Genomic DNA, 21,759 nt, shown 5'->3' with positions numbered 1-21,759 from the left:
CCGCGGAGGATCGGCATGACGCACGAGGCCAAGGACGTCCTGCGGGACGCGCATTCCCTGCTGAGCGCCGCGCGGGAACTGCTGGTCGACCACCGGCAGGCCCTTTCCGATGTGCATGAGGCGCTGACGCCGTTGCGGAGGGAGGCGGCTCGGGAGCAGCTCGGGTCGATTCCGATCGCGAGGCTGAAGGACGTCACGGACGGGCGGCTTCGGCTCGGGCCGCTGGAGGAGGCGGGGTTCACCAGCGTCGGCGACGTGCTGGACGCGACCCCGTACCGGCTTCAGCTGCTTCCCGGGATCGGGCCCCAGACGGCGCGGCAGCTCCACGCGGCGGCGGGCAGCCTGGCGGAGGCGGCCGAGCGTTCGGCGGGCGTGCGGATCGACGTCGACCGGCGGGACGAGGCGATGACCCCCGTGGTCGTCGCGCTGCACCGGCTGGTGAACGCCGGGCCGGAGCTGCCGAGGGCGCGCGCGGCCGCCGACGCGGTGGACGGAAGGCTCGGGCCGCTGGTGCGTGACGCGCGGCCGGCCGGGGCGTGGTGGCGGAGGGTCTTCGCGCGGCCGTCGCGGCGGGAGCGGGCACGGGAGGCGATCGGCGAGCTGGCGGAGGCCCTCGGCCAGGAAGAGGGGCAGAGCACCCGGCTGCTGCTCTCGCAGGCGTCGGTGGACCTGCTGCGGCCGCATGTGTCACCGGACGAGGCGTGGATCGACTTCGAGTTGCGTGCGTCCGACTACCAGACCCTGCTGGCCGAGCTCGCGGCGCTGGGACCGGAGCGGGAGGCCGCCGAGGGCTTCCTGCCCGGTGATCTCGCGGCGAGGGTCAAGGCCCAGCCTCTCGACGACGGGTTCCGGCGGGTCTCCCTGCGCGGGTACCAGTCGTTCGGGACGCGGTTCGCGCTCGTCCAGCGGCGGGTGATCCTGGGCGACGAGATGGGACTCGGGAAGACGATCCAGGCGATCGCGGCGATCGCCCATCTGCGGGCCCAGGGCGAGACCCGCTTCCTGGTGGCCTGCCCGGCGAGCGTGCTGATCAACTGGGTGCGGGAGATCGAGACGCGCAGCACGATCGCCGCACACCCGCTGCACGGGCCGGGACGCGGGAAGGCGCTGGAGAAGTGGGCCGAGGACGGCGGGATCGCCGTGACGACGCTCGCCACGCTGCACACGCTGAACGTCCCGGGTGATCTGAAGCTCGGCATGTTCGTGGTGGACGAGGCCCACTACGCCAAGAACCACGAGACCCGCCGTTCCCGGGCGGTCGCGCACTGGTGCCGGAGGACGGACCACGTCCTGTTCCTCACGGGAACGCCGATGGAGAACCGCGTCGAGGAGTTCCGCAGCCTCGTCGCGCACCTGCGGCCCGAGGTGGCGGAGAAGGTCCGTCCCAGCGACGCGGCGATGGGTGCACAGGCGTTCCGGTCCGCGGTGGCGCCGGTGTATCTGCGGCGGAACCAGCGGGACGTGCTCGTCGAGCTCCCGGAGGTCGTACATGTGGACGAGCTGGAGGAGTTCAGCCGGGCGGACAAGGCGGCCTATCGGGACGCCGTGGCGGAGGGCAACTTCATGGCGATGCGCCGCGCCGCGTACGCCGTCCCCAAGAAGTCGGCCAAGCTCGACCGGTTGAGGGAGCTGGTGGTCGAGGCCGCCGAGAACGACCTGAAGGTCGTGATCTTCTCCTACTTCCGGGACGTGCTCGCCACCGTGCAGGACGCGATCGGGCCGGCGGCGCGCGGGCCCGTCTCCGGGGACGTGCCGCCGGCGCGGCGGCAGGAGATCGTGGACGCCTTCACCGCCGCGCCCGGCCACGCCGTCCTGCTCGCGCAGATCCAGGCCGGCGGGGTCGGGCTCAACCTGCAGGCGGCGTCGGTGGTGATCATCTGCGAGCCGCAGGTCAAGCCGACCATGGAGACGCAGGCCGTCGCCCGCGCGCACCGGATGGGGCAGGTGCGCACCGTGCAGGTGCACCGGCTGCTCACACCCGGCGGCGTCGACGCGCGGATGCTGGAGATCCTCCAGGCCAAGACCAGGCTGTTCGACGAGTACGCGCGGCGCAGCGACCTCGCGGAGCGGACGCCGGACGCGGTCGACATCTCCGAGCAGGCCCTGGCGCGCCGGATCGTCGCGGAGGAGCAGGAACGGCTCGGGACCTAGCGCGCCCGCCGGCGTGTCAGGCCCGCAGGAAGTCCAGCAGGTCCCGGTTGAAGCGGTCCTTGTCGCCCGGGACCATCGCGATGCCGTGTGAGCCGCCCTCGTACACCTTCAGCGTGGCGTCGGGGATGATCTCGGCGGCCTTGCGGGCGGTGGCGTCGATCGGGACGATCTGGTCGTCGTCGCCGTGCACGATGAGCGTCGGGATGTCGAACCTGCTCAGGTCCTCGGTGAAGTCGGTCCCGGCGAAGGCCGTCACGCAGTCCACCGCGGCCTTGATGCTCTCCTGCATCGCCATGAACCAGAACGCGTCCCGGTTGCCCTGGGTGGCCTTGGTGCCCGGCCGGGCGGCGCTGAAGAAGGCCTCCGAAGTGTCCTTCCAGAACTGCGACCGCTCGTTCAGGATGCCCTTCTTGATGTCCTCGAACACCTGGGCGGGCACCCCTTCGGGGTTGGCGTCGCTCTGGAGCATCATCGGCGTGATCGCCGACAGCAGCACCGCCTTGGACAGCCGCCCGGTGCCGTGCCTGCCGACGTAGCGGGCCAGTTCCCCGCCGCCCATCGAGTGCCCGACCAGGACCACGTCCCAGACGCCGAGCGCGTCGATCAGATCGTTGAGGTCGTCGGCGAAGGTGTCGAAGTCGTACCCCTCCCAGGGCTGGGACGAGCGGCCGTGTCCGCGGCGGTCGTGCGCGATGGCCCGGTGGCCGGCGTCGGCGACCGCCTTCATCTGGTCCTCCCAGGCATCGCCGTTCAACGGCCATCCGTGGATGAAGATGACGGGCTGTCCCCGGCCCCAGTCCTTGTAGTGGATCTCGGTGCCGTCGCGTGTCTTGATGTGACCCATCGTTCCCCCGAAGCGATGATGACGTGGCTTCCGGCGGCTCCGGCCCGCGGCCGCCTCACCAAGCCGGATACCCCGTCCGCCCTCGTGAAACGCCTCGAACCGGCCGGGAAGAACACGGCGGCGCGCCGCGTTCACGCAGGCGGACACCGGACGATCAAAGGAGAGGCCATGGCCGAGGTCAGGGTGGAGCGCACCGAGGACGGCTTCCGGGCCGTCAACGACCGGGGCGCCGAGGTCGCCGTCGGCGACGGGGAGGCCGAGGGCGTCTTCACGCCCGTCGAGCTGCTGCTGGCGGCGCTCGGCGGCTGCGAGCTGGTCACCGTCGAGCCGCTGACCGCCAAGCGCGGGCACCGGATGGCGCGGCTCGCCGCGACCGTCCAGGCCGACAAGATCGCGACGAGCACGCTCGGCACGATCACGGTCACCTATGACGTCGAGCTCCCGGACGGGGACGACAAGGCCGAGGACGTCCTGAAGGCCGTGGCCGGGCGCGTCCACGCGAAGTACTGCACCGTCGGCAGCGCCCTCCGCGAGCCGATGAAGGTCGACCAGATCGTCTAACCGCAGGTGGCGCCCATGGCGGGCACGGTGGCGCGCAGGAGGTAGGCGTCGACCGCCTTGCGGACGCAGGGGTCGCCGCTGTCGTAGGAGCCGTGCCCCTGGCCCTTCAGGGTGAGGAGCGTGGCCTGCCCGCCGAGCGCCTTCGTCAGCGCGGGCGCCCACGCGTACGGGGTGGCGGGGTCGCCGGTGTTGCCGACGACGAGGATCGGCGCGGCGGACGGGGCGGACACCTCGCGGGCCGTCCCGTCGCCCCGCACCGGCCAGCCCGTGCACTCCAGCAGCCCCCACCCCATGGACGTCCCGAAGATCGGCGAGGCGCTCCGGAACCTCGGCAGCAGCCGCCGCACGTCGGCGACGGTGTACCGGTCGGCGCCGTCCGCGCAGGTGATGGCGGTGTTGGCGGCCTGGAGACCGGTGTAGGTCCCGTCGTCCTTCCGCCCGTTCTGGATGTCGGCGAGCATGAGCAGCAGCGTCCCGTCGCGGCGCTTCACCGCGTCGACGAGGCCCTGGGCGAGGTACGGCCAGGCGTCCCGGGAGTAGAGCGCGGTGGCCACCCCGGTCGTGCCGAGGCTCTGGGTGAGCCTGCGGCCGGACGACGTGGGGAGCGGTCTCCGGTCGAGCCCGGACAGGATCCGGCCGATGGACGCGACGACGGAGGGGCCGTCCGTGCCCATCGGGCAGCCCTTCGGCCCGAGCCGGGCGCAGGCGGCGCCGAAGCCGCCGAGGGCGCGCTGGAACGCGGCGGCCTGCTGGAGGGCCAGGTCCGCGCTGCTGATCCGGGTGTCGACGGCCCCGTCCAGGACGGCCCGTCCCACCCGGCCGGGGAACTGGTGGGCGTAGCTGCCACCGAGCCAGGTGCCGTAGGAGACGCCGAAATAGTGCAGCCTGTCGTCGCCGAGGGCGGCCCTGATCATGTCCAGGTCGCGGGCCGCGTTCACGGTGCCGACATGGGGAAGCAGCCGCCCCGACCTCGCCTGGCACTGCCGCACGTAGCCGGCGCGGGCGTCGAGGTACGCCCGCTCCTCGGCCGCGGTGTCCGGACTGTCGTCCAGGGCGAGGATCTTGTCCATGCGGGCGGCGTCCACGCAGGTCACCGCAGTGCTCCGGCCCACACCCCGCGGGTCGAAGCCGACCAGGTCGTAGCGGGCGCCGAGGCCGGCGTACTCGCCGGCGGACTGGGCGAGCGTGTCGACGCCGTCCCCGCCGGGCCCGCCGAAGTTGAACACCAGCGAGCCGATCCGGTGCCGCCGGTCGGTCGCGGGCACCTTGATCAGGGCGATTTCGATCTTCTCGCCGGAAGGTCTCGCGTAGTCCAGCGGCACCCCGAGCGACGCGCACCGGACCCCGGCCGGAGGCGGGCCGGCTCCGGGCGGAGGCGACGGCAGCCCGGTGCATCGCTTCCATTTCAACGGTGGAACGCCGGCGGAAGGGGTAGTGAGAACGGGAGAAGGGGTACTTATCGCCGCACGGGGTTCGCCGGCGGTCGTGCGGCGAGGGTCCGTCCCTCCCGCGAGGGAGATCAGTCCGATAGCGGCCAACGCGGCGGCAGCAACCGGAAGAGTGCCGGGAATGCCCCGGTACCTGGCCATTCGTCCCCCCGTTCGATCACGGGGGGCGATCGGGACCTACCCACGGCCTCCTATGCTGACTCCTGATCAACTCCATAGGCTCCGCGCAGAGCGGGGAAGGGGACGGGAGACCCACCCGGCGACCCCGAGGTCCTCCCCCGAAAGTCCGGATACCGCATCAGGGTCGTACTACTCAAGTCTGAGATGAAGACCATTCGCCGCGGTGATCTCATTCAGGGGCCCTGCGGCAAAGATAGGTAACATGGCTCAATCCGCCCCCCCGACGACTCGCAGAGGCGAGGCCGGCGCCACCAGGATGCGGCGCCGGGTCCTCACCGCGCCCCCGGTCTGGCGCGAGCTCCTGCTGGTCGTTCTCTTCTACACCGGCTATACGCTGACCCGCGTCGTCCTGGTTCAGGGCGGGACGGGACCGGCGTTCGCGCACGCCGACGAGATCCTGCGCGTGGAACGCTATCTGGGGCTGGACGTCGAGCTGCACCTGAACCAGACGCTGCTGACCGTGCCGTGGCTGGCGCGCACCGCCAACGTGTTCTACGCCACGATGCACTTCATCGCGACGCTCGGCGTCGTCATCTGGCTGTACAGATACCGGCCGCAGCACTACCGGTGGCTCCGCACCTCCATCATGACCGCCACGGCCGTCGCGCTGATCGGCTTCTGGCTGTACCCGCTGGCGCCGCCGCGGTTCCTCCACAGCGAGGGCTTCGTCGACCCGGTGACCGCGCTGCACTCGCTCGGCCTCTACGCGAGCGACGCGTCCGGAAGCCTGACCAACCAGTACGCGGCCATGCCGTCCATGCACGCCGGGTGGTCGCTGTGGTGCGGGCTCATCCTGTTCAAGCTGGCGTCCCAGAAGTGGGCCAAGGCCCTGGGAGTGCTCTACCCCGCGACGACCGTGTTCGTGATCCTTTCCACCGCCAACCACTACCTGCTGGACGCGGTGGCCGGCATGGCGCTGATCAGCGGCGCGCTGTGGGTCTCCTGGATCCTGTACATGAGGTGCCCGGCGCCGATCATCATCGCCCGGGCCCGGGTCACTCACCGGCTCGCGCAGCGGTCGGGCCGGAGCACGGGCGGCTCCGGCGCCGGATCCGCCGCGACCGGCGGCGCCACCCGCTCCTGAGCGGCGTACGCCTCAGGACGACCCGCGTACATCTCCGGGATTACCCGGCCCCGTAGAACACACGGTCGACGACGGCGCGGGCACGGCGGGCGTGCCCGTGGTAGTCCTCCAGAAGGTCACCCGTCCCGGGATAGCCGAGGACACGGGTGACCGCGCTGCGCTCCCGGTGGTGGTCGGTCGGCAGCAGGTCGGACGCGCGGCCCCGCACCAGCATGATCGAACCGCGGATCCGGGTCGCCAGGCACCACGCCTCCGCGAGGACGCCGGCGTCGCCGGCGTCCAGGAGGCGGGCCTCGACCGCCGCGTCCAGCGCGTCCAGCGTGCGGGTGGTGCGCAGCCCGGGGACGTCGTGGGCGTGCTTGAGCTGGAGCAGCTGCGCGACCCACTCCACGTCCGCGAGGCCGCCGGGCCCGAGCTTGGTGTGCAGCCGGCGTTCGACGCCGCGCGGGAGCCGCTCGGACTCCATCCGCGCCTTCAGCCGCCGGATCTGCCGGACGGCGTCCTCGCCGATGCCGCCCCCCGGCCAGCGGACGGGGTCGATCAGCGCCCGGAACCGGTCGCGCAGGCCCGCGTCGCCGATCAGCGGGTCGGCGCGCAGCAGCGCCTGCGCCTCCCAGGGCTCCGACCAGCGGGCGTAGTAGGCGGCATAGGACGCGAGGGTGCGCACCAGCGGCCCCTGCCGTCCCTCCGGGCGCAGGTTCGGGTCGATCTCCAGTGGCGGGTCCGGGGCCGGCAGCGCGAGGAGGCGGCGCAGTTCCTCGGCGACGGCGTGCGCGGCGCGCCCGGCGGCCCGTTCGTCCGCGCCGGGCAGCGGGTCGTGGACGAACATCACGTCGGCGTCGCTGCCGTAGCCGAGTTCGTGTCCGCCGAACCGCCCCATCGCGACGACCGCCATCCGGGTCGGCAGCGGCTCGCGCGCCTCCATCTCGATCTTGTTGACGGCGGCCTGGAGCGCGGCCTCGACCGTGACGGTGGCGATGCAGGTCAGGGCCTCCCCCACCGCCCGGACGTCCACGAGGCCGAGCAGATCGGCGACCGCCACGCGGAACAGCTCCCGGCGGCGCAGCCCGCGCACCACCCCGACCGCCTCCTCGGCCGGGCGGCCGCCCGCCGTCTCCCCCTGGGGGGACGGCCCCCCCGGCCCTCCGGGCCCCTTCTTGTGCCGCCGCACGGCGGCGAGGGCCTCCGAGCGCAGCACCTCGCACGGACGCGGGGTGAGATCCCCGTCGGCGCCGAGCAGGGCGACCGCCTCGGGGGCGCGCAGCAGGAGATCGGTGGCGTACCGGCTGGAGCCGAGGACCCACGCCATCCGCTCGGCGACGGTCACCTCGTCCCGCAGCAGCCGCAGGTACCAGGGCGTGGTGCCGAGCGCGTCGCTGACCTGCCGGAACCCGAGCAGGCCGGCGTCAGGGTCGGGCGCGTCGGCGAACCAGCCGAGCATGACCGGCAGCAGCGTCCGCTGGATCGCGGCGCGCCGCGACACGCCCGACGTCAGCGCCTCGATGTGCCGGAGCGCGCCCGCCGGGTCGGCGTAGCCGAGCGCCTCCAGCCGGGTCCGGGCGGCCTCCGGGGTGAGCCGGGCCTCCACCCCCGGCAGCCGCGCCACGGCCCGCAGCAGCGGCCGGTAGAACAGCTTCTCGTGGATGCGGCGGACCTCGCGGGCGTGCCGCCGCCACAGCGCGGTGAACTCGCCGACCGGGTCGGTGCGCAGGCCGAGGGCGCGGCCGAGGCGGCGCAGGCCGTCCTCGTCGTCGGGGACGAGGTGGGTGCGGCGCAGCCGGTGCAGCTGGACGAGGTGCTCAACCCTCCGCAGGAACCGGTACGCCGACGCCAGCGCCGCCGCGTCGTCGCGTCCGACATAGCCGCCCTGCGACAGATCGCTGAGCGCGACCAGCGTGGTCGGGCTGCGAAGCGTCTCGTCGGCCCGGCCGTGGACGAGCTGCAGCAGCTGCACCGAGAACTCGACGTCGCGGAGCCCGCCGGGGCCGAGCTTGAGCTGCCGCTCGGAGTCGGCGGTGCGCTGGTTCAGGTCGGCCTCGACGCGGCGCCGCATGTGCTGGACGTCCTCGACGAAGCTCTCGCCCTCCGCGGCCTTCCACACGATCGGGGTGATCACGTCGAGGTAGCGGGCGCCGAGACCCGCGTCGCCGGCGACGGGGCGGGCCTTCAGCAGCGCCTGGAACTCCCACGTCTTCGCCCAGCGCTCGTAGTAGGCGCGGTGGCTGGCGAGGGTCCGCACGAGCGGCCCCGCCTTGCCCTCGGGGCGCAGCGCCGCGTCCACCTCCCAGAGGTCGCCCTCCCGCGTCGACGCCGAGCAGGCCCGCATCATCGCCGACGCCAGCCGGGTCGCGGTGCGCAGCGCCGCGACCTCCGGCTCGCCCGCGCGCGCTTCGGCCACGAAGATCACGTCGACGTCGCTGACGTAGTTCAGCTCGCGGCCCCCGCACTTGCCCATGCCGATCACCGCGAGCCGGCAGGTGCCGTGCTCGGGGACCTCGGCGCGGGCGATCGCGAGACCCGCCTCCAGCGCGGCCGCGGCGAGGTCGGCCAGCTCGGCGGCGACCTCGGCGACGTCCGCCACGCCGATCAGGTCGCGTCCCGCCAGGGCGAGGAGCCTGCGGCGGTAGGCGACACGGAGCGCGAGGAGCGGATCCGGGGCTGCGGCCACGGGGTCCTGCGCGGCCGGGTCGGCGCCCACCGCGGCCAGCAGATCGTCGCGGGCGGGCCCGGCCGGAACCGCCGGGCCGTCCCGCAGCATCCGCCAGTGCTCCGGGTGGCGGGCCAGGTGATCGCCCAGCGCCGCGCTCACCCCGAGGACGGCGGTGAGCCGCTCCCGCGTTCCCGGCTCCCCGGCGAGCGCCCCGCGCAGGTCGCCGCCCACGCCCCGCTCGTCCGCGGACGCGAGGAGCCGCAGCAGGCCGTCCAGCGCGAGATCGGGATCGGCGGTGCCGCCGAGGGCGTCGAGCAGGCCGGTGCCGGGCATGGCGCCGGTCTCCCGTTCCGCGTCCGCCAGCAGCCGCTCCGCCCGGGCCGCGTCGGTGAAGCCGAGCCGCGCCAGGCGCCCGGCGAGCGAGGGACGGCGGTCGGGAGTCCAGGACTCGGTCACAGGTCAACCGTAATCCCGCCGGGCGTCGAGCGGAGCTCGTCCGTTGAATGGCGGTGGGTGGGGGCTGGAGGACGGCTTATAGAACGGCCAAAAGCCGCTTGCGCTCGAACGAGGTGACCTCGCGCCGGTACTCCTCCCATTCTTGGCGCTTGTTGCGCAGGAAGAAGTCGAACACGTGCTCGCCGAGGACGTCCGCCATCAGCTCGCTGCGCTCCATCGCGCGGATCGCCTCGTCCAGGTTCTGCGGCAGCGGCTCGATGCCGAGGGCGCGCCGCTCGGCGACGGTGAGCGCCCAGACGTCGTCCTCGGCGCCCGGCGGCAGCTCGTAGCCCTCCTCGATCCCCTTGAGCCCCGCGCCGAGGATCGCCGCGAACGCCAGGTAGGGGTTCGCGGCCGTGTCCAGCGACCGGAACTCGATGCGGGTCGAGTGGCCCTTGTGCGGCTTGTACATGGGGACGCGGACGAGCGCCGACCGGTTGTTGTGCCCCCAGCAGATGTAGGACGGGGCCTCTCCCCCGGCGCCGGCGGCCGAGCCGACGTTGCCCCACAGCCGCTTGTAGGAGTTGACCCACTGGTTGCACACGGCGGTGATTTCCGCGGAGTGCCGCAGCAGCCCGGCGATGAACGCCCGTCCGGCCTTGGACAGCTTGTACTCGGCGCCCGGCTCGTAGAAGGCGTTGCGGTCGCCCTCGAACAGCGACATGTGGGTGTGCATGCCCGAGCCAGGGTGCTCGGTGAACGGCTTCGGCATGAACGAGGCGTGCACGCCCTGCTCCAGCGCGACCTCCTTCATGACGAGCCGGAACGTCATGATGTTGTCGGCCGTGGTCAGCGCGTCGGCGTACCGCAGGTCGATCTCCTGCTGGCCGGGGGCGCCCTCGTGGTGGCTGAACTCCACCGAGATGCCCATCGCCTCCAGCATCATGATCGCGTTGCGGCGGAAGTCGTGCGCGGCGCTGTGCGGGGTGTGGTCGAAGTAGCCGGCCGCGTCCGCCGGCTCGGGCTCGCGGCCGTCCTCGGGCTTGTCGTTGAGGAGGAAGAACTCGATCTCGGGGTGGGTGTAGAAGGTGAACCCGAGGTCGGCGGCCCGGGCCAGGGAGCGCTTCAGGACGTACCGGGGGTCGGCGAAGCTCGGCGTCCCGTCCGGCATCAGGATGTCGCAGAACATCCGGCCCACGCCGGGGGACTCCGACCGCCACGGCAGCACCTGGAACGTGGACGGGTCCGGCTTGGCGATCATGTCGGCCTCGTACACCCGGGCGAAGCCCTCGATCGCGGAGCCGTCGAAGCCGATGCCCTCGCCGAAGGCGCCCTCCAGCTCGGCGGGGGCGACGGCCACCGACTTCAGGAACCCGAGCACGTCGGTGAACCACAGCCGGATGAAGCGGATGTCGCGCTCCTCCAGGGTGCGGAGCACGAACTCCTGCTGACGGTCCAATGCCCTCTCCCTCGGTGCTGCCCTCGTCGCTGACGCGGGGCCGGGTATGCCGGCCTGCATGCCGGCCGTGGCGCCGGTCCGGCTACGTTTTGCAGTATGCCCCGCCGCTGTTACCGCGACGTTACGCGCCCGGGGCCGGTGAACGGAACATATACGACTACTCGCCCTCCCCGACCCGCGCCGCGGCCGGGTCGAGGACGCGGGACAGGAACGTCCTGGTCCGCTCGTGCGCGGGGTCGGCGATCACCCGCGACGGCGGGCCCTCCTCGACCACCACGCCGCCGTCCATGAACACGACCCGGTCGGCCACCTCCTGGGCGAAGCTCATCTCGTGGGTGACCACGAGCATGGTCATCCCCGCCTCGGCCAGCCCGCGCATGACGCCGAGGACGTCGCCGACGAGTTCGGGGTCAAGCGCGGACGTCGGCTCGTCGAACAGCATCACCTCGGGGCCCATCGCGAGCGCGCGGGCGATCGCCACGCGCTGCTGCTGCCCGCCGGACAGCTGTGCCGGATAGGAGGCGATCTTGTCGGCCAGCCCGACCCGCTCCAGGTTCTCCCGGGCGACGCGCTCGGCCTCCGCCTTGTCCCGCCTGAGCACCTTGCGCTGCGCGATCATCACGTTGCCGAGCGCCGTGAGGTGCGGGAACAGGTTGAACGACTGGAACACCATGCCGATCCGGCGGCGGACGGCGTCGATGTCCACCTCGGGGTCGGTGACGTCCGCGCCGACGACCCGGATCGTCCCCGCCGACGGCTCCTCCAGCAGGTTGACGCAGCGCAGCAGCGTCGACTTGCCCGACCCGGACGGGCCGATCACGCAGACGACCTCGCCCGGCTCGACGTGGAAGTCGATGCCGCGCAGCACCTCGTTCGTCCCGAACGACTTGCGCAGGCCGCTGATGTCGATGGCGTTCCCGCCGGTCTTCCCCTTGCCGAGGCTCGTCATCGCTGCCCCCTGCGCTGCCGCGCCTCCAGCCGCCGGGCCAGCAGGCTCAGCGGGATCGTGATGATCAGATAACAGATGCCGGCCACGATGATCGGGGTGGTGTTGCCCTGCTCGCCCGCGAGGTCGCGGCCGAACTTGGTGAGCTCCCGCTGTTCGAGGGTGATGCCGAGGAACAGCACGAGGGAGGAGTCCTTGCAGAGCAGCACCAGCTCGTTCGTCAGCGGCGGGATGATGATCCGGAACGCCTGCGGAATGATGATCGACCGCATCGCGCGGGCGTGCGACATGCCGAGCGAGCGGGCCGCCTCCAGCTGCCCCTTCGGCACGGCCTCGATCCCGGCCCGGATCGTCTCGGCCATGTAGGCGCTCGCGGCGAGCCCGAGGGCCAGCCCCGCCTGCCCCGCGGCGCCGCCCGGGATGTTCGTGCCGGGGAAGGCCAGCGGCACGCCGACGCCCACGAAGATGAAGATCAGCAGCAGCGGCAGGCCGCGGAAGATCTCGATGTAGGTGGTGGCGAACCACCGGTACGGGGGGACGGACGACAGCCGCATCAGCGCGACGACGAGCCCGCCGCCGAGGCCGAGCCCGAAGCCGACCGCGGTGTAGAGCGCGGTGTTGCGCAGCCCGACCGTGATGATGTCGGGGAAGAGCTCCTTCGCCACGCTCCAGTTGGCGAAGTTCAGCCGCAGCGTGTGCCAGTCGGCCAGTACCGCGACCAGCACGACGACGACGGCGAAGAGCCCGTACTGCCCGCCGAGCGAGAGCTGCCGGCGGCGCCGGCGGGACAGCCCGCCCGGCGCCGCCGTGTCGACCGGCTCGGAGGTCACGAGCCGCCGCCGGTCTTCGGCATCGTGCCGATCCACTTCTCGTAGATCTTCTTGTAGGTGCCGTCCGACTTGGCCTGCGCGATCACCTGGTTGGTGATCTTGACCAGTTCGGGGTTGTTGCCCTTGCGCATCCACATTCCGTACTGCTCGCCGGTGTTCAGGTTCGCGACGATCTCGTACTGCGCGTTCGCCGGGTCCTTCAGCCAGCCCTTGACGACCGGGTCGTCCTGCACGATCACGTCCACCTGGCCGGTGCGCAGGCCGCTCAGCTCGGCGTTGGAGTTGTCGAACGAGCGCGGGTCGAAGCCCTTGCCCTTGACGTAGTCCTCACCGGTGGTGCCGGCCTGCGAGCCGAGCTTGATCTTCTTGGACTTGACGTCGTCCAGCGAGGTGATGCCGCTGCCCTTCTTCGCCATCAGCGCCTGCGTGGCGTCGAAGTAGGGGTCGGACACGTCCATGAACCTCTTGCGCTCGGGCGTGATCGTCATGCCGCCCATCTGGATGTCGCACTTGCCGGCGTTCAGCGCCGAGCCCGTCTTCATCGTCTCGAACGGGGTGTCGACGACCTTCTGGGTGACGCCGAGCTTCTTGGCGACGAGATCGATGATGTCGACGTCGAAGCCGACGACCTTGCCGGTCTTCTTGTCCTCCGACTGGAATGGCGGGTAGGGCAGGTGCGTGCACGAGGTGAGCGCGCCCTTCTCGATGAGCTTCACACCCTGCACGGTGGCACCCTTGTCGCCGCCGCACGCCGAAGCGGTCAGCGCCAGGGCCGCCAGCCCCGCGCCCAGTGCCCACCGCGTGGTCCGTCTGGACACGTTTCCTCCTGATTGAGCTGCTTCTCGATCATCGAACTATCCCACGTCCGCCCACGTGAGCGGCAGTGGCCGACGACGAGCCGTCCTCCAGCCCCCGGATATCCGTTTCCCGAGATTTGACGTGGCGATCATGGTCGCCGCACACGGTGATCGTTAACGTGGGCAGGGTCGTGGACATCTCACTTCTTCTCTCGATGACCGACCGGGTGGCCGCCCTGGGCACCCCCTCGGCCATGCACCCGGAGTCGTGGCAGCTGTGCGCGCAGGTGGAGACCTGGGCGCGCGGCCGCGGGCTGGTGCTCGGAGATCCGGACACCTCCCCGCTCGGCCGGGCCCGCTGCGAGCGGCTCGCCGCCCGCGTGTTCCCGGACGCCGACCTCGCCGCCGTGGACCTGTTCGCCCGCTGGCTGACGTGGACGCTCGCGCTGGACGACACGATGGACCACCCGCCGCTCGCCGACAGCGGCAGCGCCGTGCACGCACTGTACGACGACCTGACGCGCGCGATGCGGCGCGGCCACGCCCGCCCGGGTGCCCGGCCGCTGGAGGCCGCGCTGGTGGAGCTGTGGCACGCCACGTCCAAGGGCATGAGCCGCGACTGGCGCCGCCGGTTCATGCTGCACCTGGAGGCGCACCGGGACGGGTGCGCGGAGGAGGCGGTCAACCGGAGGATCAGGCACGTCCCGACGGAGGCCGAGTACGCGCCGCTGCGCCGCCGGGCGTGCGGGCCGTTCCTCTACGACCTGGTCGAGCCCGTCCTCGGCGTCGAACTGCCGGCGCGGCTGCTGCGCACGCCCCGGTGGAAGACCCTCGCGCACAGCGTCGCCGACGTCGTGGCCTGGTCCAACGACCTCGCCTCACACGACCTGGAAGCCGACCGCGGCGACGTGCACGACCTGCCCGCCGTCCTCGGCCGTGCACAGGGGCTCGATCCTCCGGAGGCCGCGGCCGCGGTCGCCGCCCGGATCGCCGACCGGCTCGACGAGGCGTGGACGGCGGCGCGCAAGCTGCCGGAGATGCTCGACCGGCTTGAGCTGACCGTGGCGCAGCGCGCCGCCGCCGCCCAGGTCGTCAAGGTCCTGCTGGACACGCCGCGGGCGCATATGGACTGGCTCGCCGAGTCCGGACGCTACGGCCCCGGCGGCACGCCCGCGCCGCCGCGGCTGGACGCTCTCGCGTCGCTGCGCTGAGCACCGGCGAGGGCGTCCCCGGCCGCGGTGCGGACGTAGAGGACGCGGCGGCCCATCCGGTGCCCGCTGACGAGGCCGCAGGCGCGCAGCACACCGAGATGCTGGCTGACCGCGCCGGCGGTGACGCCGGTCCGGCGCGCCAGGTCGGTGGTCGACGCGGGGGTCGCGAGCGCGGAGAGCAGTTCGGCGCGGCGGCGTCCGATCAGCGCGGCGAGCGCGCCGGCCCGGTCGTCGTCCGGCCGCCCGGTCTCCCAGAGCGTCGCCGCGCCGCGCGGCGGATAGCTGAGCATGGGCTGGTAGGGCGGCACCATCACCGACACCTGCGGCCACACGAACGCGCTGGGGACCAGCAGGATCCCGCGTCCGGCCAGCTCACCGCGGAATCGCCAGGGGCGGTCGACGGTCAGCGTCCCGGCGCGCCAGGTGACCGCCCCGTGCAGGTCGCCGAAGACTCCGGCCGCGCCCTCGGCGGTGAGCGCGCCCGCGCGGCGCAGGACGTCCCCATCAAGGAGGTCGCGGACCCGCGGCCAGAACGGCTCCATGGCGACCTCCCAGTACCGTTCGAGCAGGTCGGCAAGGTGCGCCAGGGTGCGCTCCGGGTCGGCGGCCATGGCGAGGCGGGCCGGAGCCGGATGGCTGCCGCGCGTCGCCCACCGCAGCTCCGCGGCGACCACCTCGGGAGGCGTGGCCCGGACGATCTCCAGTTCGGCGCCGAGCTCGGGCAGCGGGGTCCCCGGCGGCGGGGTGAGGAAGTCCGGGATGTACCCGGCGGGCAGGACGACCTCCTGGAGCGGCTCCAGGCCGAGCCCGCGCAGGCGGGGCCGCACGGTGCGCACCCACGGCAGGTGCAGGGCGTGGCCGGACGGGTCGGCGAGGACCCGCAGGCTGCGCACCATCTCCCACAGCGGCGAGAACGCGAACCGGACCCGCGCCACGTCCTCCGGCGCGAACACGAACTCGATCATTTAGTTCAGGCTAAATGATTATCCCGGAGCGTGCGGAGCCCTCACCATCGGGCGAGTGACCACTCTGGGAGACACTCCTGTCGGCACCGAACCCGGCAGGCTCGCGGCGTTCCTGCGACCCCGGGTCGGCGGCTTTCCCCGGACGTTCTGGGTGCTCTGGGCGGGGACCCTGCTCAACCGGCTCGGAACCATGGTCGAACCGTTCCTCGGCCTGTACCTGACGACCGTTCGGGGGCTGTCGCTCACCCAGGCCGGCCTGGTGATGGCCGTGCTGGGCACCGGGTCGCTCGGCGGGCAGCTCGCGGGCGGTGCGCTCGCCGACCGCCTCGGCCGCCGCGTGACGCTGACGTCCGCGACCGTCGGCACCGGCGCGGCGATGCTCGCGCTCGGCTACGCGCAGGGCCTCGCCGCGATCGTCGGCGCGGCGCTCCTGCTCGGCCTGCTGCTGGACATGTACCGGCCCGCCTCGCAGGCGATGGTGGCGGACATCATCTCCCCCGCGGACCGCCCGCGCGCGTTCGGGCTGCTGTTCTGGGCGGTCAACCTCGGCTGGGCCGTCGCCATGGTGCTCGGCGGGACGCTCGCGCAGCAGGGCTTCCTGTGGCTGTTCTGGATCGACGCCCTCACCTGCGCCGCGTTCGGCCTGCTGGTGTGGCGGGCCGTCCCCGAGACGCGTGCACGGGAGGCCCGTGCGGAGCGGGCGGGCGGGTTCGGCCGCGTGCTCCGCGACCGGGTCATGGTCGCCTACGTGCTGATCACGCTGGTCTACACGTTCGTGCTCATGCAGGGCATGACGACGATGCCCCTGGCGATGAGGCTGGACGGGCTCGGCCCGCGGTCCTACGGCCTCGCGATCGCCGCGAACGGAGCCCTGATCGTCATCGTGCAGCCGCTGGTGAACGCGTGGCTGGCGCGGCGCGACCACAGCCTGGTGATGGCGGCTGGGTTCGCGCTGGTCGGGGTCGGGTACGGGCTCACGTCGCTCGCCTCGTCCGCGGGCGCCTACACCGCGACGATCCTGGTGTGGACGCTCGGGGAGATCACCGCCGCGTCCGTCCTGCAGGCCGTCGTCGCCGACCTCGCGCCCGCCGGCCTGCGCGGCCGGTACGGCGGCCTGTACGGCGTGGCGTGGTCGGGCGGCTTCCTGCTGGCGCCGCTCGGCGGCACGCAGCTGCTCAATGCCGGCGGGACGCCCGCACTGTGGCTGAGCTGCGCGGCCCTCGCCCTCTCCGCCGCCGCGGCGCAGCTCGCGCTCGGCCCCGCGATCAGGCGGCGGCGCACAGTGGCGCTCGACACACCCTTCTCGTCAAAGTGACGAAACTGGCTCCGTCGTTTTACCCTTGGAGCGTGGCACAACTCAGGATCGCGCTCGCGCAGGTGAACCCGACCGTCGGCGACCTCGAAGGCAACGCCGGCCTGATCGTGGAATGGAGCCGCCGCGCCGCGGACGCGGGCGCGCACCTGGTCGCCTTCCCCGAGATGGCGCTGACCGGATACCCGGTGGAGGACCTCGCGCTGCGCACGTCCTTCGTCGAAGCGTCCCAGCGGGCCCTGGAACGGCTCGCCCGCCGGCTCGCCGACGAGGGCCTCGGCGACCTGCCGGTCATCACCGGCTACCTCGACCGGCGGACGGTCGGGCTCCCCGTGCGGTCGAGCCGCTCCGGGCAGCCCGCCGGCGCGCCGCTCGACGCCGCCGCGTGGCTGCACGGCGGCGAGGTGCTGGTCCGCTCGGCCAAGCACCACCTGCCCAACTACGGCGTCTTCGACGAGTACCGCATCTTCGTGCGCGGCGACCGGCTGCCCGTCGTCCGCGTCCACGGCGTCGACGTCGCCACCGTCATCTGCGAGGACCTCTGGCAGGACGGCGGCCCCGTCAGCGTCACCGGCGGATCCGGCGCCGGGCTGCTGCTGGCCGTCAACGCCTCCCCGTACGAGCGCGACAAGGACGACGTCCGCCTCGACCTGTGCGCCGAGCGCGCCCGCGAGGCGGGCTGCGCCCTCGCCTACGTCAACATGGTCGGCGGCCAGGACGAACTCGTCTTCGACGGCGACTCGGTCATCGTCGGCCCGGACGGGGCCCTGCTCGCCCGCGCCCCCAAGTTCACCGAGCACCTCCTCGTCGCCGATCTGGCGCTGCCGGCCGCCGGCTCGCCCGCCGAGCCGGGCCGCACCCCGGTCGACGCCCCGGACGGCACCACGATCACGATCGACCGGCACGTCCTGTCGCCCGGCACGCTGCCCGCCTACCCGGTCGAGCCGCAGGCCGTCGCCGAGCCCTTGGACGACCTCGCCGAGGTGTACGCGGCGCTCGTGCTCGGCACCCGCGACTACGTCCGTAAGAACGGCTTCCGCTCCGTCGTCCTCGGCCTGTCCGGCGGCATCGACTCCGCCCTCGTCGCCACGATCGCCTCCGACGCCATCGGCCCGGAGAACGTGCACGCCGTCCTGCTCCCGAGCCGCTACTCCTCCGAGGGCTCCGTCGTGGACGCCGAGGACCTCGTCAAGCGGCAGGGCCTCAACTCCCGCATCGTCCCGATCGCCGACATGGTGGAGGCGTTCGAGAAGCACCTGGACCTGCACGGCCTCGCCGACGAGAACCTCCAGGCCCGCATCCGCGCCAACGTCTGGATGGCCCTGTCCAACGAGCACGGCCACCTCGTCCTCACCGGCGGCAACAAGAGCGAGCTCGCGACCGGCTACTCCACCCTCTACGGCGACTCCGCGGGCGGTTTCGGCCCCATCAAGGACGTCTTCAAGCTCACCGTGTGGGAGCTGGCCCGCTGGCGCAACACCCAGGCCGGCGTGGTCTCGCCCTTCCTGCACCCGTTCGCGCAGGAGCCCATCCCCGAGGCGATCATCGTCAAGGAGCCGTCCGCGGAACTGCGTCCCGGCCAGCGCGACCGCGACACCCTGCCCGAGTACACCGTCCTCGACCCGCTCCTCACCGACTACGTCGAACGCGACATGGGCCGCGACGCGCTCGTCGCCGCCGGGCACGACCCGTCCCTGGTCGAACGCACCATCCGTCTCGTCGACCTCGCCGAGTACAAGCGCCGCCAGTACCCGCCCGGCCCCAAGATCACCCCGAAGAACTTCGGCCGCGACCGCCGCCTCCCCATCACCAACGCCTGGCGCGAAAGAACCTGACCCCCCGACAGGGCGCCCACGGGCCGGGCGGCCGGGGGGCGCTCCAGCGCCCGGAGGCCGCACGGCCCGTCGAGCCGGGCGACCGCAGCGACGCGTCACCGCCCCGCACGGTCACAAAGGCCTCAGCCGCGTCGTGAGGATCGACCGGCTCGCAACGGGGGTTCCAGGGGGCGCCCCCCTGGGCGAACACAGCTATTCCCGATGGTGGTTCTCGCCGGGCCAGGCTTCGTCGGGCCAGGAGGGGACCTCTTCGGAGGCGTCGGGGTCGACGCCGGGGACGATCTGCTCGCACCAGACGACCTTGCCGGCGGCGGTGCGGCGGCTGCCCCAGCGGTGGGCGAGCTGGCTGACGACGAGGAGGCCGCGGCCGTTCTCGTCGTCGTCCTCGGCGCGGCGCAGGCGGGGCAGCGCGGCGGAGCGGTCCAGAACCTCCAGGACGAGGGTGCGTTCCAGCAGGAGGCGCAGCTCGATCGGGCCGGGCGCGTAGCGGAGCGCGTTGGTGATGAGCTCGGACGCCAGCAGCTCGGTGGTGTAGTCGAGCTCCTCCAGGCCCCACTCCTCCAGCCGGGTGCTGACGAGGCCGCGGGCGCGGCGGACGGCCGCCGGGTCGGCGGGCAGCGTCCAGGAGGCGTAGCGGTCCTCGGGGAGGCGGCGCAGCCGGGCGATGAGGACGGCGATGTCGTCGCGGTGCTGGTCGGCGTAGACGCCGGCGAGGGTGGCCTTGGCGAGGTCCTCCATCGGGCGGTCGACCGAGTCGGGACCGAAGATGCCCTGCAGCCGGGCGAGGCCGTCGTCGATGTCGCGGCCCCGGTTCTCGACGAGGCCGTCGGTGTAGATGACGAAGAGGCTGCCGTCCTCGACGGTGAACTCGCGGCTCTCGATGGCGGCGCCGCCGGCCACGCCGAGCGGCGGGGCGGGCGGCACCTGGAGGTACTCGTTCTCCCCGGTCGGGCCGGCGAGCAGCGGCGGCAGATGCCCGGCGGACGCGATCTCGATCGTGCCGGTCGTCGCGTCGTACACCGCGTACACGCAGGTGGCGAAGTGCGGCTCCTGCTCGCCCAGCTCGATCATCAGCTCGTGCATGACGTGCAGGGCGTCGGCGGGCGGCAGCTCCAGGTTCGCGAGCGTGTGCAGGGCGGTGCGCAGCCGACCCATCGTGACGGCGGCGCGGACGCCGTGCCCGGCCACGTCCCCGACGATCAGCGCGACCCGGGCGCCGGGCAGCGCGATCGACTCGTACCAGTCGCCGCCGACCTCGACAAGCTTGCTGCCCGGCAGGTAGCGGTGCCGGACCTCGACCGAGGACGGCGCGGACAGCCGCATCGGCAGCAGGCTGCGCTGCAGCGCCAGCGCGGTCGCGCGCTCCCGGCTGTACCGGCGGGCGTTGTCGATGACGATCGCGGCGCGGGCGGCGAACTCCATGCCGATCTCGACGTCGTAGGCGTCGAACTTGCGGAAGCCGGGGATGCGGGTGCAGGCGATGAAGCCGAGCAGCGTGTCGCGGGCGATCATCGGGAGCAGCACCATCGACACGTTGGACAGCAGCTCGCCGGCCGGGCCGCGCCGCCACAGCCGGCCGATCTCGCCGGCCGCGTCCACGGCGATGTGCGGCAGGTGGACGGGCCGGGCCGTCTCCATGACCTGCCGGTACGGGGTGCCCTCCGGGAAGACGAGCACCTCGCCGACGGGGAACGTGGACGTCCACGCCGGGTTGCCGTCGTCGGAGGTGACGGCGATGCGGCGCAGCACCGCCCCGCCGGACTCGGTGTGCACCTCGTCGGCGGCGACCAGGCTCTCCAGCACCAGAACGGACGCGACGTTGCAGAAGTGCGGGACGATCACGTCGACGAGCCCGCGGGCGGACTGGTCGAGGTCGAGGGTGGCGCCGAACCGGGTGAGCGGGTCGTCCATCAGGGCGCGCCGCATGAGGGCCGGGTCCTGGTAGCGCTCGCTCGGCGGCAGCTCGACCCGGACGAACAGCAGCGCCGCGGGCGCGGATCCGGCGGCGCCACCGACCATCGGCTGCACGGTGACCAGCGCGCTGGTGGCCGCGGCGTCGTCGCCGCGGAGCACGGCCATCACGCCGTTGCGCTCCTGGCCGGCGTCGTTGGCCTCTAGCAGCGCCTCCAGCTCGGCCTTCGCCTCGTCCCCGACCAGGTCGGTGGCGGGACGGCCGATCAGGTCCCCGGGGACGCGGCCGAGGACCGCTTTGGCGTTCGGCCCGCACTGCACGATCTGCCGGACCCCGTCGATGCCCAGGACAAGCGTCCGGGACGCCGAATCGGTGGCGGGCGCATCGCCTCGCGGCGCCATGACGGATCTCACCTGACGCGCTCCAGACAGCCGGTCGTCTCAGCACTACCCAGCGACAGTATGGGGCATGACACCGCGCCGGGGGGAGAAGATCACGCTTACCACGCCGAAATCCGCTCGGATCGTTCGTCCGGACGTCAGTGCGGAGTGGTTCCGATGCCCCGCAGGAGGGTGCCGACGACGGCCTCGGCGTAGCCGTCCGGGAACCCCTCCTGCGGCCGCTTGGCGGTCAGCGTGCCGAGCAGCAGCGCCATCGCGACCTCCACGTCGAGGTCGGCGCGCAGCTCCCCGCTCTCGATCCCGCGCCGGAGCACACGGCGGACGACGTCGCGCCGCGGCTCGATGACCTCCTGCCGGTAGCGGGCGTACAGCTCGGGATGCTTCTCCGCGCCGCCGACGACGTTCCAGAAGCACCGGGAGTACCTGCTGACCGGGCCGGCGGCGAGCGTCCGCGCGATCTCGGTGAGGTCGGCGCCGGCGGTGCCGCCGGACGGCTCGGGCAGCGGCTCCTTCACCGCGCCGAGCGCGTGCACGATCAGCGCGTCCTTGCTGGGCCAGCGCCGGTAGATCGTCGTCTTGCCGACGCCCGCCCGGGCGGCGACCGCCTCGATGGAGACGCCCGCCACCCCCGACTCCTCGGCGAGCAGGTCGAGGGTCGCCTCGACGATGGCCTTGTCGGCGCGTTCGCTGCGGGGCCGCCCCGCCTGCCGCTGCCCGGTCTCGGTCATAGTGCCCATC

At 72.8% G+C, this 21,759-nt stretch carries 16 protein-coding genes; 6 read left to right on the top strand and 10 right to left on the bottom strand.

The genetic code is table 11. The features are described from left to right. Positions 1–15: 15 nt before the first annotated feature. A complete protein-coding gene (locus ACQPXG_RS15605; protein WP_433468398.1) occupies positions 16–2,151 on the top strand; it encodes a DEAD/DEAH box helicase in 2,136 nt (711 codons plus the stop codon). A 16-nt stretch (positions 2,152–2,167) separates the two neighbouring features. Here the strand turns inward: ACQPXG_RS15605 and ACQPXG_RS15600 are convergent, their stop codons facing one another. Beyond that, complete coding sequence (locus ACQPXG_RS15600) at positions 2,168–2,995, bottom strand: alpha/beta fold hydrolase (RefSeq protein WP_433468397.1); 828 nt, start codon at positions 2,993–2,995, stop codon at positions 2,168–2,170. A gap of 168 nt (positions 2,996–3,163) precedes the next feature. On the opposite strand from ACQPXG_RS15600, the gene ACQPXG_RS15595 reads away from it, so the two are divergent. Next, the gene (locus ACQPXG_RS15595; RefSeq protein WP_433468396.1) at positions 3,164–3,556 is read left to right on the top strand and encodes an OsmC family protein; all 393 of its coding nucleotides are present in this window, start codon (positions 3,164–3,166) and stop codon (positions 3,554–3,556) included. On the opposite strand, the gene ACQPXG_RS15590 is transcribed toward ACQPXG_RS15595, so the two are convergent. After that, the gene (locus ACQPXG_RS15590; RefSeq protein WP_433468395.1) at positions 3,553–4,965 is read right to left on the bottom strand and encodes an alpha/beta hydrolase; all 1,413 of its coding nucleotides are present in this window, start codon (positions 4,963–4,965) and stop codon (positions 3,553–3,555) included. The genes ACQPXG_RS15595 and ACQPXG_RS15590 overlap by 4 nt on opposite strands. Positions 4,966–5,386: 421 nt before the next feature. Between ACQPXG_RS15590 and ACQPXG_RS15585 the strand changes: the two genes are divergently transcribed. After that, positions 5,387–6,268, top strand: a complete 882-nt coding sequence (locus ACQPXG_RS15585) for a phosphatase PAP2 family protein (RefSeq protein ID WP_433468394.1) — start codon at positions 5,387–5,389, stop codon at positions 6,266–6,268. A 40-nt stretch (positions 6,269–6,308) separates the two neighbouring features. Here ACQPXG_RS15585 and ACQPXG_RS15580 read toward each other — a convergent pair whose 3' ends face one another. The 5 genes from ACQPXG_RS15580 to ACQPXG_RS15560 all read right to left on the bottom strand — a co-directional run bounded on the left by ACQPXG_RS15580 (position 6,309) and on the right by ACQPXG_RS15560 (position 13,406). After that, positions 6,309–9,374 (bottom strand): bifunctional [glutamine synthetase] adenylyltransferase/[glutamine synthetase]-adenylyl-L-tyrosine phosphorylase, encoded by a 3,066-nt coding sequence (locus ACQPXG_RS15580; protein ID WP_433468393.1) that lies wholly within the window; start codon positions 9,372–9,374, stop codon positions 6,309–6,311. A 76-nt stretch (positions 9,375–9,450) separates the two neighbouring features. After that, positions 9,451–10,812, bottom strand: coding sequence for a type I glutamate--ammonia ligase (glnA, locus tag ACQPXG_RS15575; protein ID WP_433468392.1), 1,362 nt, complete (start codon positions 10,810–10,812; stop codon positions 9,451–9,453). Positions 10,813–10,969: 157 nt separating this feature from the next. Further along, positions 10,970–11,761: an amino acid ABC transporter ATP-binding protein gene (locus tag ACQPXG_RS15570; RefSeq protein ID WP_433468391.1), complete on the bottom strand. Its 792-nt coding sequence runs from the start codon at positions 11,759–11,761 to the stop codon at positions 10,970–10,972. Continuing rightward, on the bottom strand, positions 11,758–12,624 hold the full coding sequence (locus tag ACQPXG_RS15565) for an amino acid ABC transporter permease (RefSeq protein WP_433468390.1): 867 nt from the start codon (positions 12,622–12,624) through the stop codon (positions 11,758–11,760). The genes ACQPXG_RS15570 and ACQPXG_RS15565 overlap by 4 nt, the downstream gene beginning before the upstream one ends. Further along, on the bottom strand, positions 12,585–13,406 hold the full coding sequence (locus ACQPXG_RS15560) for a substrate-binding periplasmic protein (RefSeq protein ID WP_433468389.1): 822 nt from the start codon (positions 13,404–13,406) through the stop codon (positions 12,585–12,587). The genes ACQPXG_RS15565 and ACQPXG_RS15560 overlap by 40 nt, the downstream gene beginning before the upstream one ends. Positions 13,407–13,576: 170 nt before the next feature. Here ACQPXG_RS15560 and ACQPXG_RS15555 point away from each other — a divergent pair, with 170 nt between their 5' ends. Beyond that, positions 13,577–14,596: a terpene synthase family protein gene (locus ACQPXG_RS15555; protein ID WP_433468388.1), complete on the top strand. Its 1,020-nt coding sequence runs from the start codon at positions 13,577–13,579 to the stop codon at positions 14,594–14,596. On the opposite strand, the gene ACQPXG_RS15550 is transcribed toward ACQPXG_RS15555, so the two are convergent. After that, positions 14,536–15,561, bottom strand: coding sequence for a DUF5937 family protein (locus ACQPXG_RS15550; protein WP_433468387.1), 1,026 nt, complete (start codon positions 15,559–15,561; stop codon positions 14,536–14,538). The genes ACQPXG_RS15555 and ACQPXG_RS15550 overlap by 61 nt on opposite strands. 55 nt (positions 15,562–15,616) lie before the next feature. Between ACQPXG_RS15550 and ACQPXG_RS15545 the strand changes: the two genes are divergently transcribed. Both ACQPXG_RS15545 and ACQPXG_RS15540 read left to right on the top strand, forming a co-directional pair. Further along, positions 15,617–16,876: an MDR family MFS transporter gene (locus ACQPXG_RS15545; RefSeq protein WP_433468386.1), complete on the top strand. Its 1,260-nt coding sequence runs from the start codon at positions 15,617–15,619 to the stop codon at positions 16,874–16,876. A gap of 32 nt (positions 16,877–16,908) precedes the next feature. After that, the gene (locus ACQPXG_RS15540) at positions 16,909–18,708 is read left to right on the top strand and encodes an NAD+ synthase (RefSeq protein ID WP_433468385.1); all 1,800 of its coding nucleotides are present in this window, start codon (positions 16,909–16,911) and stop codon (positions 18,706–18,708) included. Between the two features lie 192 nt (positions 18,709–18,900). Here the strand turns inward: ACQPXG_RS15540 and ACQPXG_RS15535 are convergent, their stop codons facing one another. Together ACQPXG_RS15535 and ACQPXG_RS15530 are read right to left on the bottom strand one after the other, a co-directional pair. Then, complete coding sequence (locus ACQPXG_RS15535; protein ID WP_433468384.1) at positions 18,901–21,021, bottom strand: ATP-binding SpoIIE family protein phosphatase; 2,121 nt, start codon at positions 21,019–21,021, stop codon at positions 18,901–18,903. A 137-nt stretch (positions 21,022–21,158) separates the two neighbouring features. Then, complete coding sequence (locus ACQPXG_RS15530) at positions 21,159–21,758, bottom strand: TetR/AcrR family transcriptional regulator (RefSeq protein ID WP_433468383.1); 600 nt, start codon at positions 21,756–21,758, stop codon at positions 21,159–21,161. Between the last annotated feature and the right edge of the window lies 1 nt (position 21,759).

This window comes from Spirillospora sp. CA-128828 (assembly GCF_050945415.1).
Lineage (GTDB): Bacteria > Actinomycetota > Actinomycetes > Streptosporangiales > Streptosporangiaceae > Spirillospora.
This window is presented reverse-complemented; position numbering and strand designations above follow the sequence as displayed.